We start from the raw sequence: 11,749 nt of genomic DNA, 5'->3' as shown, positions 1-11,749 counted from the left end.
CCATGCTTAACCTACTTAAAAAAACCGCTATCGCCGTAATAGTTATTGCGGCACTTTGCTTTCTGATCTTTGGCGCTTACACTATATCCGTTTATATCGGAGCGCCCTGGTGGCTGCTTACGGTGCCTATGGCCCTGGTAATTGGATGGATAATTTATGTGATGTGCAAACTTGCTCAATGGGATGCAGAAGATCGACGTAACTGGTAACCAAAGCACCCGCCTATAGCATAAAACTCTACTCCCTACTAATTTAATTTAACTATGTGCCCTACACCAAAGTACAGCATACGGAAATTCCTGTATGCTATGAACGGTAAAATAACCAAAAACCGTTACCTGATTTGCATTGAGCTCGACATCACCGAGACAACGCTTGACAACTGGATGAACACCCCACTAGGTGCTAAATTCAGCATACCGAGTGACCCGTTCCTAAAGCTCTGCAACATATTCAACTGTCAACCTTCCGAACTTATCAATGGCTAAACAATCCAAAAAGGTCACAAAGATTGACCCTGCAACAATCGATACCTATTTCAAAAAGCGCATGTTCGAGATCGGTATAACCGACACTTCCGAGCACTACTTTGTTGTAGAGGGCGACTTTCCATCACCGGATTTTAAGCAGCCGATATTTGCGCCGGCAGATGCTAACGACCCAAACAGCAACATCGTTATACATTACCCTTGTTTATACGGTGGAGCGGAGCCGATCGACGGCAGCGAAGTACCATTTACACGTGTACGTTATTCGCCGGAGCATCAGCCGGCCGGCAACGTTAAGTACTTCCAGGAGCGCGGTACCGGCGTTCACATTTTTCACCCGCCTGCAGTAGTAAAAAAGTTTAAGGCGAAAGAACACATCGACACGCTGATACTTACCGAGGGTGAGTTTAAAGCCTATACCGGCAGTTTAGCCGGCCTGGACATAATCGGCCTGGGTGGTAAAGATAGTTTTCGGGATGCCGATAAAAAGAACCTGCACCCGGATATTGCGGCCATCGTGCGCGATTGTACCGTTACCAATGTTTTATTGCTACTGGATGCCGATACATTGCAGGTAAAATGGGATCAGGAAGAAGAACCGTATAAAGACCTTCAAAAATCTCTGCACGGCTTTTTCCTTACGGCCGTAAACTTTAGAGAGGCGGTAAAAAACGATACCCTGGGCATCCGTGATGTGTTTTTCGGGCACCTTAAACTAGATAACATCAAACCGGATAAGCCCAAAGAAAGCATAAAGGGACTGGATGATCTGCTTTACAAGAAGCGCCTCGAAAATCCCGACCTGGTTAAGTTTGTTACTGATGATATTGCCCGTTTAGGCGGCGCAAAGGTGTACTTCGATGTAATTAACCTGGGCACCTTAACCCCTAAGAAGATCCGCGATCATTTTTGGTTAAGCCTTAATCGCAACGTACCATCTGCATTTTATGCAAACAATCAGCAGCTTATTAAGGAGCGCGAATTTGTGTTCGGAGGTGCTACTTATAAGTTTAATCCCGAAGTAGGCTTAGAGCTGCTAAAACACGCCGATACAGACAAGTACGTGCGTATAGGCATTAAGTATTACAAAATGATCGAGATCCCGGATGCAAACGGCGTTTTGCAGCCGCAACTCGAAATTTGGTCGCCTACTGAGATCGAGCGCGACTATGGCAAGGGTTTTCTTGCATCGGTTGACAAGTACGATGCCTTTTGTAACGTGCCTTGCAATACCGAAAAGTTTGAAAAAACACCGTTCGGTTGCTTTAACGTGTATTATCCGCTTACCCACGAGCTTGAACCGGGCGGCTGGTCAACTATCGAGGGCGCTTTAAAACACCTTTTTGGCGAACGTGTACTGGCATCGGGTTTTACAAGTTACGAGCTGATACTCGACTATTACACCATCCTGTACAACCATCCAACGCAGGCCCTGCCAATTGTGGTGCTGTTCAGCGAAAAACGCAACACCGGCAAAAGTACCGGCATGTGGATCGCGGAGGATATGTTTTTAGCCAACTACACCGAAATAACCGGCGATATCCTGGAAGATCACTTAAACGATGATTGGGCCACAAAACTAGTTATCGGCATTGACGAGGGTATTATCGAAAAAAACAAAACCCTGCAAAAGCTAAAATCATTAAGCACGGCTCACAAGATCAAGTTACGCGGTATGTACGCCGGCCGCAAGCCAGTACCATTCTTTGGTAAGTTTTGGATCACTACCAACGATAAAAACTTTGTCAAGGTAGACAAGGAAGAAACCCGCTTTTGGATTAACGAGGTACCGCAACTTAAAGCCATCGATCCCGATATCAGGCAAAAGATACAAGCCGAAATACCGGCATTCCTGGCTTATCTGTCAACCCGGGAGATATTACACAAGAAAGTAAGCCGGCATTGGTTTCACCCGGATGATCTAGCGACCGATATCGGCAACCAGGTTAAAGAAAATTCGCGCGGGTGGTTTGAGAAAGAACTAACGGTTATCCTAACTAACAAGTTTTTTCATTACAAGTATCACACGCTCTACTTTACCCACGAAGAAGTTGAGCTATGGTTTGCGAACAAGGCCGTTAAGTTCCGCTCTGATGATATTCGTACGCAATTAAAAGAGAAGTTCGGCCTTGTAGCAAAGCTCGGCCGCTGGAAACAGCCCAACGAGCCGGATATTAACCTAAACACCGCCGTATCTACCTGTACAAAACATCTAAGGTGCTATACATTCAGGATTGAGGATTTTGTATCGGAAGAAGTGATCCGGGAAGAACTATCTGAATACATGGACTACGATGCTATTGTATCTATGCGCGGCACCCAAAAGCACACCTCAAACGATAACGACGATTTACCATTTTAGCATATAAAACATGAACAAAGTACTAAATGTATGGCGTTTTCAACGCTTGTCAGAGAGCTTAGAGAATCGCAATTGGTATAAGGGTTATCTTTTCATGGAAACGCCTAACGGGAACGTTATAGTAACAATTGATCACCGCCACTTTGCCTTTTGGCAAGCAGAGTTCGGGGTCACCTTAGAGGACATCGAAAGCAGGCTTTTACCGCCTATCATCAGCCCACCATCAAACAATGACAATCAACTGTAAAACCCCGATCACCTATTACGGCGGTAAGCAAAATATGCTTAACGATATATTGCCGCTCATTCCGGATCATAAATTATACTGCGAACCTTTTTTTGGTGGAGGGGCTGTCTACTTTGCAAAGCCGCCATCGGAGATCGAGGTTATTAACGATAAGAATGATTTTGTAATCAACTTTTACAGGGTACTTAAAACCCGGTTCGATGATCTTAAACTCGAAGTAGAAGCCTCGCTATCTTCCAGGAGCATACACCGCAAAGCCGGCTATATATTCAAGAATCCAGGCTTGTATGATGAAGTTAAGCTAGCCTGGGCGTGTTGGTACCTATGTAATTGCTCATTTATAAGCAAGTTAACGGGTGGTTGGAAATATGACAGCACAGAGAACAAAGATTGCCAAGTGCTGATTAACCGTAAGGCAAGCTTTAATTACGACTTGGTAAAACGTTTAGAGCTAACACAAATAGAGTGCGACGATGCAATTAAGGTGATCAAAAGCCGCGATAAACCCCATAGTTATTTTCAATTAGATCCGCCATACGCCGATACAGATCAGGGCCATTATAAAGGCTGGACAAGAGAAAATTACGAAGAATTGCTAAATACAAGCGGTAACTTAAAAGGTAAATTTATGTTGCACGGTTTTCCAAGCAATCTACTGCAGGACTACATTGATAAATTCGGCTGGATTTACAAGGAGATTACTAAAGCAAGCCCTGCACGGCGCAACTACACCGACAGCACCTTAACCAGGGGCAATAAAATTGAAGTGCTTGTTATGAACTACAAGCTCGAAAGCAAACAGCTTACGGCGTTTTAGTAACAAATTAAAAAGTTTGACACGTGTCAATAGTGCAGGTGTAAATGTATGTATCGACCTTAGCTGCATAAGAAATAAATAATATGAAAAAAAATCCTTTTATCGAAATCGTTGGATCAAATTCCAATGTTGTATCAATTAACGTTCACTTTATTACTCGATTTGAACCCGCCGGCTACAAAACCAATATCTATGTACAAGAAGGCAACAATGTTGTGTTTTATCCCGCTGACATTCATTACGACGATTTAAAAGGCATGATTGATCGCGCGACTGACTAAACTACTTTCACGCCCATTGTCGGCCTTGTAAATGTGCGATGGTGATTAGACTTGCTACTTATTAAAAGCAAGACTAATCACCATTTTGCGTTTATGCTCATCCTAAGCCATCAGACAGTTCAAGAGCTAATAAATTGGCACAATCATTGGCTTTCCCGCTTTATAAGGCGCTCGCGTAGCAGCGCACACGTGAGCGATAGCGAACACCTTTTAATGCCTTCGTGAGCGATAGCGAGCAAGGCACAACCGGGAGCGGGAGCGACCGCCTTTTTGTTTTTTCGAGAAACGCGCGGCCTTGATCATGCGGGGAGGGGGGCGACCATCAAAAAAATTTTTTACCGCGCCTACAAAATTTAATTCTGCGCTTCTTATATATAATATTCAATTATAAAAAATATAGTGTTACACTGTTACACATAACAAAAAAGAATAGCAACTATACTGATTAATTGGGAGTTAAATGCGTAACAGTGATGTAACACTTTAACTAAAAATGCTGTTACAAGCTGTTACGGTGCTGTTACAAGCTGTTACGCCTCTGTTACGGCGTAACCATCTGGAAAACAGCGTACGTACATCATTTGTAACAGTGTAACAGCGTAACAGCAGGTTTGCGCAACTCTGCATAAATTACTTTTTACCTGTTTTTTGCTCTTTTCCCTCTTTTACCTGCACGTGCTTACCATAGAATATTTGGCAAGCATACTGATATAATGCCGGCAGGTAATTGCTAAACTTTGGTAAACTATTGATTACGCCGCGAAAACGCCCTTTTTGCGTGCAGAATTTTATTTGCCTAATTAATTTAAACTCTATATGCACACCCCACCACCGCCGCCGGCTGTTCACCGGCCGGTACCTGAAATAAATCGGCCAAAGGCCGCCGAAAACTATCCTACAGAACGTTCTTCCATAAGAAGTACAAATTTATTTCGTGGCTTGCTATCCGGCCTAAGCCGTTATATCCCTGATATGCCTAGCTCGCCGATTTGGTTTGGCAAATCATCACGCGGCAAGCATACAAACCGCCTGCATAGCCGAAAACAAGCGAAAAAACGCGCTAAACGGAAAGGCCGGTAATGACAATCGAAAACCAACCCCCGCTAAATAACGAGCTGCCTCCCCAGGGGCCGGAACCGGATGCTTCACAAGGTTATAGCGCCCCGGCCCCCGCAGCTTTACCGCGAAACCGCTTTGCAACCGTAGAGGAACCAAAAAACAAGCAGTTTACCGGTCGAGCAACTGAAAGGGAGTACAACCGCATCAATTCCGCGTTAGCAGCCCGAAAACAAGATGGCAGGACATACGATATCGTTCGCCTTTGCCTGGATATGCTGGATCATATCGAGGATGACATTTTGCAATCATTTACAACTAAGTAATGGAAGATAATAGTAGAGAGCCAGTTCCGGAGTTTGACAATTACCCGGTGGAACCCGTGGAAACAGTAACGGTGCCGGCTAATCAGTTGCAGGCCCTTATAGAGCAAAATGCCGAAATAAAAGCGGATATCCTTATCCTGGTAAATGTGCTGAATGGCTTGCAAGGGCTGTTTTCGGGCAAAGCTTCGCTTATGAGCATCGTACCAGTGATCACGAAGCTTATCAACGACCAAAGGAAATTAAAGGAGCTATCTGCCATCGTGCCGGTACTCGAAAAATACATAGCGAAACCAAAGCAAAATGAGCAATAAAGGAACGCGTACACCGGCAGGCGACGAAAGCCCTATCGACTTAACATCTGTTTTAGCCAAGCCCGTAGCCGGCGCAATATCAGCACCGGTGTTTTCACCTGATACCACCGAAAACGTGGTAGAGCTTGACCCTGAACCCGAACCGGAGCCACAACAGCAACAGCAGCGCCCGGGCGTTTGGGATACGCCGCCTACTGATTACAGCCAGGAGCAACCCTACGAGCCTCAAAGCCTTAGCCCGGATGATCTAGCCATAATAGGCGTAAACATGCTTAACGGGCTGCAATCAACCTTGTTTGCAATGATAAAGCGTAACAAAGCGTTTGAGGAAACCGAATTGGAAATGCTTAACAAGCTAGATCATAGCGGTACCACCGTTTACCCGACTGGTAGTAAGGAAGCTATCGCTATGTCTAAGCTTGCCAGGCATAAAGAATTTGTAAAATCTTTGCCGTTTTCACCGGAGGAAAAACAACGCCTAACCGATGCAACGGTGATCTATGCGCGTACTACTCAAATTAAGGTTAGCCCAGCAATGGGCCTTATCCTGGCTTATGGTGAAGTGTTGGGCACCCGGGCGTTTACAGTATTAGGAGGTACCGACTAATGACTGAAAACACCGGAAAATGGCTTGCCCCAAAAGCGGTGATCATTGCAACCGGCATAGTTGCGTTGATCTTAACAGCTGCTTACATCCTAACCCGTAAACCAAAGCAGGAATACGAGGAACTTGCCGCTGAAACCATGCCGCACGTAGAGCTTAAATAACCAACCATGATACAAAAAGTAACCCTGGGTATTGTGCTGCTCATCCTTATGGTATCGCTTATCACCTTAAACCGCGTTTTCGGCTTGAAAGCGCTCATGCAATGGGAGCTATCTAATTTCGAGATGATCATTAAGCAGCGTACCAAAGCCTTTTTAGATGTATTCCGCAAGTTTAAACAGCACGAAAACGATGGACACTAACCAAACCACGCCGGCCGCTACGCTGAAAGCATTCGGCAACGATTACGTTTACCAGGAAACGTTCGCGCCTGGTGATCAGCAGCTCGAACAATCCGAGGCAATATTTAAGAAAGCCGGTCATAAGATCATGCGAAAACAAAGCAAGGTTACGCCCGGGAGCATCGATCTGTACATCACTCAAAAGAACCGCTTCTAGTAGATGGCATCGAAAACACGCGATCTGCATGTTACCGGCATTGTTGTAGGCCGTAAGGGAACCGGCAAAAGCACCAAGCTTGCCAAAATTGCCAGCGCTTACCCGGCTGATAGTAAGGTGCTCATTATTGATGTAAACGGTTCGCCGGCATACAATCAGTTTAAAGAGATCACCATTAACCAGGTGAAGCTTTTGCGAAAAGGTGTAGTAAGATTGTTAGGTACGCCAAGCACGGAAACTTTGCTGATCATTGCCCGGGATTTCCGCGATGGCTTAGTAATTTTCGAGGATTGCACAAAATACATTGAGGGTAACGTTCGGCCGGAAATAAAAACGTTCCTGGTAGATCATAGGATGTTTCGCGTTGATCTCATTTTTACTTTCCATAGCTTGAAGCGGGTGCCGCCTTTCTTTTGGGAGATGATCAGCTATGTAACCCTGCTGAAAACACAGGAAACATTTAGCCAGGGCATGTACCGCAACCGAGTACCTAACTACGAAAAGGTACTGGCAGCATTCAACAAGGTGAACGCTCACCCGGACAATTATTACAGTATCACCGTTGAAACCCTGATATGACCACCGTACACATTGGAACCGCATTTCTTATCCGGGCCTGTTCCAAAAAGGAGCTGAGGGAGGCTTACTGCGTGTCGGTGAAAACATTTAACAAGTGGCTTGCCGGCGTTCCCGACCTGGGAGCGTACGAGGGCAAAACATACACACCAAAGCAAGTACAAAAAATTGTTGACCATCTAGGCACACCATGAGCGAAAACGTAGTACCAAACATCGAAACCATTAAGACACTGCAGGAAGCCTGGAAAAAAGGCGAATTGCAGTTTATAGCATCATCAACTTACTGTAAGCAGCGGGCGCCGCTCGGTTACATCTATTATCTTATCCTTTATCAAACGGGCGGCCAGGTGGTTTACCAGGGCGCTTACATGATCAAAGTAACCTTAGAAGCTAAACTGCAAAGCCAGGATCGGCTAATAGCATACTTATGCTTTATGCTTGCCCAGGAGCTTGAATAAAATCGCGGGTTTTTCTTTCATTTTTACCGCGATCTCACGCCGGTACCACTGACCAGGTACCGGCCTTTTTTATGCCCGATTTTCCCGTTATGTACTGATAATGTGCTATAAAGCGCGTTCATGTCCCTAAGTAGTAAGCCGGCATCCGGGCGGTGGTAAGTTTGGTTTTAATCAATCAACACACCCACAAAACTATGCTCGGTTTAATCGACAAAAAACAACTTGTAACCCTGGTGCTTGCAGGTGTTCTCCTGTTCCTGTTACAAAAATACCTTACCAAAAAGGTTACCAAACAAAATGGCGAAGTAGCTCACTACATCGGGAACGATGAAATAGGCGTGATCTAACCCGGTAATCAAAGCAAAGTACTCAACCCCTACAACAACAAACTATTTTTTAAGAACCACATGAAAAGAGGAATTTATGCAGGCCGTTCAGTGGCCTTTTTAGGCGCAGGATTAGGCCCGGGCGCAGTTGCAGCTTTAGGCCGCGCTAACAGGTATACAGCCGAAGACCTGGAAAACGAAGCGGCCGGACTGTCTAACTTTAGCGGCGGCATGAGCGGTTACACCGGCGAAGGTGACGATTTCTTAGAGTTTTCGGGCGAAAGCAACGGCAGCTTTATGGATGCCATCCACAAGGGTAAAATTTTTAACCTAACCTTAACCAATGGTAACGCGGCCACCCGTACCGCTTTATTGTGCCCTGGCTTGGTTTTCGCAGCAGCTGGCTTAATTGCTGATGGTGCGTTTAACGATGCTTCAGGAGCTTCAGGTTTAACCGGTACCGGTAACCCGCAATCAATCCTTTTGTTCAACAACTTTATCCGTAATTACCCTACGCTGGTAGCCGGCTTCAAGATCTCTACATCAAACATCAATCAGTTTGAGTGTGTGTTGACCATCCAAAAGGAAAGCCCGTTCTCTGTACACGAGAGCAAGATCATTAACCCGGCTATCTATGCAAGCGAAGCCAACCCTAACACTACTTTAATAACCGTTGGTGAGGCTTTCTACATGGATAACCAAACCAAAATATCTTACCAGGTATTAGGTAGCTCATCCGTTAACATCGGCCTGATCTTCGGAGCCAGCCTTAACCCGGCAAAAGCGCTACGCTCAAAAGCAACCCGCGCCAAAACTACAGTAGCAGCAGTATCAAGTTTTAGGGGCCGTTAATCCTTAGAACGTGTTACTAGAGAGAATTAAAAAACTTATTGAGCAGCAACCCCGAGTTGTTGCTCAATTGTTTACACGGTACGATATCGATGCGGATGTTACACCCCGCAACGTAGGCAACGCAGCAGCTGTGTTTCGCCAACCGTTCGTAAACGACCTGCTTAGCCTGTTACCTGGTTCTAAATTCTCAAACCTTACCGGTGATGATACCCCTGTAAATTTTCAAAATGTTATTGACGGCCTTGCACGTATTAGCCTGGGCACAAGCAATATCATTAACGATGTGAAGGGCAAACAGCGCCTGGGAGCTTACCGCAACCCGATAATACCGCAACGGGCCTACGGGTACCCTGATGATGGTTACGATTATTACGATAACGACCGCATCCTGGGGATTAACAAAGTGGTGTTTTTTATACTGGCAGGTTTGCTCATTTGGGCATTCATGTCGCAAGGGCACAAGAGGTGAACGGATGGGCTACCGAAATAACAAAAGTAACCTGGGTGCCCGATTTGGGCGCGACACCGGCAAGGGTTAACCGCCGCACCGGTGAGATGTTCTTAAGCTATAAGCATATGAAAGCTTTGCCAAAAGAACACCGGTTATTTATCATGCTTCATGAGATGGGGCATGTGGTGCTGCAAAGCACCGACGAAATGCAGGTAGATGATTGGGCCTTTAAAAAGTATGCAGATATGGGTTACTCCCTTAATGCATCTGTAAAGGCACTAACAACAATACTTAACGATCAAAAGCCGGAACATGCCTGGCGAATGTACCTGCAGCTTGAAAGAGCAAAGGAATACGACCGGGAGCATTACGGTAACACAAATATTTAGCACAATGATCGCAAATTCCGACACTACATCCACACCGACTATCCTGGACAGCGTTCCCAACGTTGGACAGCCGGTATACGCCGCACCAATGCCGATTCCGGCACCCACAGTAGGTTCGAGCAATAACAACCAGGTACCAAAAACCGGTATAGTAGCTTCAATCAATACGTATGATGCTGATGATGATAGCGAATTTGAGCCGCGTTTTTGGGACAGCGAAGATGTCCTGGATGAAAGCGCGTTCCTAGGCATCAACTTTAAGAAGGTAGGTCACGCCCTTGGTAACGCAGGCAGGTTCGTTCTTCATAACGTTGGTAGCGCTGGTAAGTTCTACATAAGGCACCTTACGCCATACGGTCAAATTGAAAAGCTTGACAATGATGATTTTACCGGCAGTGATCTTTACAGTAACTATATGGGTATCGACCTGGATGCTGTAGCGCCAAACTTCGCCGCCATCATTAAAAAAGCAGGTGAAAGCGGAGTATTGCACGTTCCAACCCGAATTTTAACTAACCGGGTATACCATAACCACCTGGTAGAAACGCAGCCCTCAAATTACACCGGTGATGACTATTCAGATTTTACCGGCTTAAGTGAAGCTGATCTGCATAAACACCAGGCATTCTTTAACAGCCTAACACCCGCCGAACAAGATGTATACAGCGATTTCCTGGGTATCAACTTCAAGAAGATCGGCAAAGCTATTGGCAGCGCGTTTAAGGCGGTAGGAAAGGCCGGTAAGTTCGTTGGTAAAACGGTAGGTAAAGTAGGCGGCTTTGTGGGTAAAACCATCGGTAAGGGTGCTGTAGGGCTTGGTAAGCTTGCCGGTAAAGGCATAAAGCTAGGGTTAAAGGTGCTTGCATCACAAGCGGGCCTCGATCAGCAAACCGATATGTCCAACGGAGTAGTTATGCCGGCTAATTGGGGCGCGGGTGCTTACGGCGCTGCAAACGAGGACTGGAACCCGGAGCTAGGCGATATCGACCAGGAATACAACCCCGATTTACAGGATGATTACGCCTACGGTTCGCAGTTGGATGATCTTGCAGATCAGCCAAACCGCAGCAGCGCCCGGGAGCTTATCGAAGATGCACTAGGCCCACGGCCCGAGCCGGTACAAAGCGGCCCTAGCATTTGGCTTTTCGTGGCGCTAGCCGCATTCCTGGGCATAGGTTACTATCTCGTTAAACATAAAAAAGTCTAGTCATGAGCCGCAATCTGATATTGGTTATCGTACTGGCAGTGATAGGCTTTGCAGTATGGCTGTATTACAAGGGCAAGAATGCCGGTTTAACGTTTATTCCTGATGTAGCATACCCACACGGTACCGAGGCCATACCTAGCAATTATAACCCTAATCCGCTTGCCGATGAACTGCATGAGGTAATGAAAGGTTTGTTCACTTCGCCGGCCACAAAGGAGAAAGCATTTCAAAAGCTCTATAACCTGCCAACTGATGATCTTTTGGTATTGGTGTATAACACATTCAATAAAAAATACGGGCGCGAAGGTTCCGGCAGCTTAACCAAATGGATAGATGATGAAGTGATCCACACTTACGGGTTCTTTACCTCATCCATCAAATCTAAGCTGCTAGCCCGTTTACGCTCTATAAACCTCAAATAACCCCTTAATTAAT

21 protein-coding genes are annotated in these 11,749 nt (G+C 45.8%); all 21 read left to right on the top strand.

Translation table 11 applies throughout. From position 1 onward, the window contains the following. The first annotated feature begins 2 nt into the window (after positions 1-2). The 21 genes from DYU05_RS04045 (at position 3) to DYU05_RS03950 (ending at position 11,736) form a co-directional block, all read left to right on the top strand. Positions 3-209, top strand: coding sequence for a hypothetical protein (locus tag DYU05_RS04045; RefSeq protein ID WP_117381689.1), 207 nt, complete (start codon positions 3-5; stop codon positions 207-209). Positions 210-263: 54 nt separating this feature from the next. After that, the gene (locus DYU05_RS04040; RefSeq protein ID WP_117381688.1) at positions 264-488 is read left to right on the top strand and encodes a helix-turn-helix domain-containing protein; all 225 of its coding nucleotides are present in this window, start codon (positions 264-266) and stop codon (positions 486-488) included. Next, positions 481-2,850, top strand: coding sequence for a primase-helicase family protein (locus DYU05_RS04035; RefSeq protein ID WP_117381687.1), 2,370 nt, complete (start codon positions 481-483; stop codon positions 2,848-2,850). The genes DYU05_RS04040 and DYU05_RS04035 overlap by 8 nt, the downstream gene beginning before the upstream one ends. A 10-nt stretch (positions 2,851-2,860) precedes the next feature. Continuing rightward, positions 2,861-3,097, top strand: a complete 237-nt coding sequence (locus DYU05_RS04030; RefSeq protein ID WP_117381686.1) for a hypothetical protein — start codon at positions 2,861-2,863, stop codon at positions 3,095-3,097. Beyond that, complete coding sequence (locus DYU05_RS04025; RefSeq protein WP_117381685.1) at positions 3,081-3,914, top strand: DNA adenine methylase; 834 nt, start codon at positions 3,081-3,083, stop codon at positions 3,912-3,914. Before DYU05_RS04030 ends, DYU05_RS04025 begins: the two co-directional genes overlap by 17 nt. 83 nt (positions 3,915-3,997) lie before the next feature. Next, entirely contained in the window at positions 3,998-4,195 is a 198-nt protein-coding gene (locus DYU05_RS04020) for a hypothetical protein (RefSeq protein ID WP_117381684.1), read from the top strand. Between the two features lie 1,079 nt (positions 4,196-5,274). Continuing rightward, positions 5,275-5,577 carry a hypothetical protein gene (locus DYU05_RS04010; protein ID WP_117381682.1) on the top strand — a complete coding sequence of 101 codons (303 nt, stop codon included), beginning with the start codon at positions 5,275-5,277 and terminating at the stop codon, positions 5,575-5,577. Further along, positions 5,577-5,888, top strand: a complete 312-nt coding sequence (locus tag DYU05_RS04005) for a hypothetical protein (RefSeq protein WP_117381681.1) — start codon at positions 5,577-5,579, stop codon at positions 5,886-5,888. Before DYU05_RS04010 ends, DYU05_RS04005 begins: the two co-directional genes overlap by 1 nt. Then, positions 5,878-6,495 carry a hypothetical protein gene (locus tag DYU05_RS04000; RefSeq protein WP_117381680.1) on the top strand — a complete coding sequence of 206 codons (618 nt, stop codon included), beginning with the start codon at positions 5,878-5,880 and terminating at the stop codon, positions 6,493-6,495. Before DYU05_RS04005 ends, DYU05_RS04000 begins: the two co-directional genes overlap by 11 nt. Beyond that, on the top strand, positions 6,495-6,656 hold the full coding sequence (locus DYU05_RS21005) for a hypothetical protein (RefSeq protein ID WP_165851989.1): 162 nt from the start codon (positions 6,495-6,497) through the stop codon (positions 6,654-6,656). The genes DYU05_RS04000 and DYU05_RS21005 overlap by 1 nt, the downstream gene beginning before the upstream one ends. A gap of 6 nt (positions 6,657-6,662) precedes the next feature. Beyond that, positions 6,663-6,857 (top strand): hypothetical protein, encoded by a 195-nt coding sequence (locus DYU05_RS03995; RefSeq protein WP_117381679.1) that lies wholly within the window; start codon positions 6,663-6,665, stop codon positions 6,855-6,857. Next, complete coding sequence (locus DYU05_RS03990) at positions 6,847-7,053, top strand: hypothetical protein (protein WP_117381678.1); 207 nt, start codon at positions 6,847-6,849, stop codon at positions 7,051-7,053. Before DYU05_RS03995 ends, DYU05_RS03990 begins: the two co-directional genes overlap by 11 nt. Positions 7,054-7,056: 3 nt before the next feature. Then, entirely contained in the window at positions 7,057-7,632 is a 576-nt protein-coding gene (locus tag DYU05_RS03985; RefSeq protein ID WP_117381677.1) for a hypothetical protein, read from the top strand. Beyond that, positions 7,629-7,823, top strand: a complete 195-nt coding sequence (locus tag DYU05_RS03980; protein WP_117381676.1) for a hypothetical protein — start codon at positions 7,629-7,631, stop codon at positions 7,821-7,823. Before DYU05_RS03985 ends, DYU05_RS03980 begins: the two co-directional genes overlap by 4 nt. Beyond that, positions 7,820-8,089: a hypothetical protein gene (locus DYU05_RS03975; protein ID WP_117381675.1), complete on the top strand. Its 270-nt coding sequence runs from the start codon at positions 7,820-7,822 to the stop codon at positions 8,087-8,089. Before DYU05_RS03980 ends, DYU05_RS03975 begins: the two co-directional genes overlap by 4 nt. 194 nt (positions 8,090-8,283) lie before the next feature. Further along, entirely contained in the window at positions 8,284-8,436 is a 153-nt protein-coding gene (locus DYU05_RS21000; protein WP_165851988.1) for a hypothetical protein, read from the top strand. A 60-nt stretch (positions 8,437-8,496) separates the two neighbouring features. Continuing rightward, a complete protein-coding gene (locus tag DYU05_RS03970) occupies positions 8,497-9,267 on the top strand; it encodes a hypothetical protein (protein WP_117381674.1) in 771 nt (256 codons plus the stop codon). Positions 9,268-9,334: 67 nt separating this feature from the next. Then, on the top strand, positions 9,335-9,736 hold the full coding sequence (locus DYU05_RS03965; RefSeq protein ID WP_117381673.1) for a hypothetical protein: 402 nt from the start codon (positions 9,335-9,337) through the stop codon (positions 9,734-9,736). Then, complete coding sequence (locus DYU05_RS03960; RefSeq protein ID WP_133300155.1) at positions 9,703-10,107, top strand: hypothetical protein; 405 nt, start codon at positions 9,703-9,705, stop codon at positions 10,105-10,107. The genes DYU05_RS03965 and DYU05_RS03960 overlap by 34 nt, the downstream gene beginning before the upstream one ends. A gap of 4 nt (positions 10,108-10,111) precedes the next feature. Next, positions 10,112-11,314, top strand: a complete 1,203-nt coding sequence (locus DYU05_RS03955; RefSeq protein ID WP_117381671.1) for a hypothetical protein — start codon at positions 10,112-10,114, stop codon at positions 11,312-11,314. Positions 11,315-11,316: 2 nt separating this feature from the next. After that, positions 11,317-11,736, top strand: coding sequence for a hypothetical protein (locus DYU05_RS03950; RefSeq protein ID WP_117381670.1), 420 nt, complete (start codon positions 11,317-11,319; stop codon positions 11,734-11,736). Positions 11,737-11,749: the final 13 nt, after the last annotated feature.

Source organism: Mucilaginibacter terrenus (assembly GCF_003432065.1).
In the GTDB taxonomy this organism is placed as follows: domain Bacteria; phylum Bacteroidota; class Bacteroidia; order Sphingobacteriales; family Sphingobacteriaceae; genus Mucilaginibacter; species Mucilaginibacter terrenus.
This window is presented reverse-complemented; position numbering and strand designations above follow the sequence as displayed.

Bases quoted from the DNA above. Each gene is read 5' to 3' on its own strand.
- DYU05_RS03980 (WP_117381676.1), top strand. From the start codon at position 7,629: ATGACCACCGTACACATTGGAACCGCATTTCTTATCCGGGCCTGTTCC.
- DYU05_RS04025 (WP_117381685.1), top strand. From the start codon at position 3,081: ATGACAATCAACTGTAAAACCCCGATCACCTATTACGGCGGTAAGCAA.
- DYU05_RS04010 (WP_117381682.1), top strand. From the start codon at position 5,275: ATGACAATCGAAAACCAACCCCCGCTAAATAACGAGCTGCCTCCCCAG.
- DYU05_RS03995 (WP_117381679.1), top strand. From the start codon at position 6,663: ATGATACAAAAAGTAACCCTGGGTATTGTGCTGCTCATCCTTATGGTA.
- DYU05_RS03990 (WP_117381678.1), top strand. From the start codon at position 6,847: ATGGACACTAACCAAACCACGCCGGCCGCTACGCTGAAAGCATTCGGC.
- DYU05_RS04005 (WP_117381681.1), top strand. From the start codon at position 5,577: ATGGAAGATAATAGTAGAGAGCCAGTTCCGGAGTTTGACAATTACCCG.
- DYU05_RS04045 (WP_117381689.1), top strand. From the start codon at position 3: ATGCTTAACCTACTTAAAAAAACCGCTATCGCCGTAATAGTTATTGCG.
- DYU05_RS04000 (WP_117381680.1), top strand. From the start codon at position 5,878: ATGAGCAATAAAGGAACGCGTACACCGGCAGGCGACGAAAGCCCTATC.
- DYU05_RS04035 (WP_117381687.1), top strand. From the start codon at position 481: ATGGCTAAACAATCCAAAAAGGTCACAAAGATTGACCCTGCAACAATC.
- DYU05_RS03970 (WP_117381674.1), top strand. From the start codon at position 8,497: ATGAAAAGAGGAATTTATGCAGGCCGTTCAGTGGCCTTTTTAGGCGCA.
- DYU05_RS03975 (WP_117381675.1), top strand. From the start codon at position 7,820: ATGAGCGAAAACGTAGTACCAAACATCGAAACCATTAAGACACTGCAG.
- DYU05_RS03950 (WP_117381670.1), top strand. From the start codon at position 11,317: ATGAGCCGCAATCTGATATTGGTTATCGTACTGGCAGTGATAGGCTTT.
- DYU05_RS21005 (WP_165851989.1), top strand. From the start codon at position 6,495: ATGACTGAAAACACCGGAAAATGGCTTGCCCCAAAAGCGGTGATCATT.
- DYU05_RS04040 (WP_117381688.1), top strand. From the start codon at position 264: ATGTGCCCTACACCAAAGTACAGCATACGGAAATTCCTGTATGCTATG.
- DYU05_RS21000 (WP_165851988.1), top strand. From the start codon at position 8,284: ATGCTCGGTTTAATCGACAAAAAACAACTTGTAACCCTGGTGCTTGCA.
- DYU05_RS04030 (WP_117381686.1), top strand. From the start codon at position 2,861: ATGAACAAAGTACTAAATGTATGGCGTTTTCAACGCTTGTCAGAGAGC.
- DYU05_RS03955 (WP_117381671.1), top strand. From the start codon at position 10,112: ATGATCGCAAATTCCGACACTACATCCACACCGACTATCCTGGACAGC.
- DYU05_RS04020 (WP_117381684.1), top strand. From the start codon at position 3,998: ATGAAAAAAAATCCTTTTATCGAAATCGTTGGATCAAATTCCAATGTT.
- DYU05_RS03985 (WP_117381677.1), top strand. From the start codon at position 7,057: ATGGCATCGAAAACACGCGATCTGCATGTTACCGGCATTGTTGTAGGC.